Genomic DNA, 948 nt, shown 5'->3' with positions numbered 1-948 from the left:
CTAGGGCGTGTCTCCTAACCGCTTGAGCCAGAGGGTGACCGCACGCAGGACTGCTGCGGCTCGGTAGACGATGGCGAGCTTGTCGTAGCGGGTGGCCAGCGAGCGCCACTGCTTGTCTTCGTTGAACGCGCGCTCGACGACGTTGCGTCCGCGGTAGCGCTGCGCGTCGAAGGCGGGTGGTCGTCCTCCGCGGCTGCCCCGACGCTTGCGGTGGCCCTTCTGGTCATCCGGTTCGGGGATGCAGGCACCGACCCCGCGCTCACGTAGGTGGGTGCGGATCGCGCGGGAGGAGTAGGCCTTGTCCCCGGCCACGGTGTCGGGCCGAGTTCGAGGCCGTCCCGGGCCGATCCGGGGCACTCGCAGGTGGTGCAGCAGGATCGGGAACATCGGCGCGTCGCCGGCCTGACCCGCACCCACGAGCACGACCAGAGGCAACCCGCACCCGTCGACCAGGTGATGGATCTTGCTGCTCAGGCCGCCGCGGGACCGCCCGATCGCATGATCATCGGGCTCGGCGAGCAGGTTCTTGTAGTTCTCCGGTGCCCCCTGTGTCGCGCTTGGTGTTCGTCGCGTGCTGGTGCGCGCGGTTGATCGTGGAGTCCACCGAGACATTCCAGTCGATCAGCCCGGCCGCGTCGGCATCGGTCAGCAACGCGGCCAAGACCTGGTCCCAGGTGCCGTCTCCGGCGTAGCGGCGGTGCCGCTTCCACACCGTCTGCCACGGCCCGAACTCCGCCGGCAGATCCCGCCACGGCGTCCCGGTTCGGTACCGCCAGATGATCCCCTCGACCATCCGCCGGTGATCAGCGAACGGACGTCCGCCTTTTCCCGAGGCTGCGGGCATCAACGGCTCCACCCGGCTCCAGGCCTCATCTGACAGCAGCTGCATCCGAGACACGCTGCCAGCCTGCCGCCCCCAACCGCCAGCGGTTAGGAGACACGCCCTAG

General features: G+C 69.2%; 1 pseudogene. It reads right to left on the bottom strand.

The annotated features are described in order from the left end of the window. Positions 1–898: pseudogene (locus IN07_RS18020) on the bottom strand (IS5 family transposase). Between the last annotated feature and the right edge of the window lie 50 nt (positions 899–948).

Source organism: Modestobacter caceresii (assembly GCF_000761485.1).
Lineage (GTDB): Bacteria > Actinomycetota > Actinomycetes > Mycobacteriales > Geodermatophilaceae > Modestobacter > Modestobacter caceresii.
This window is presented reverse-complemented; position numbering and strand designations above follow the sequence as displayed.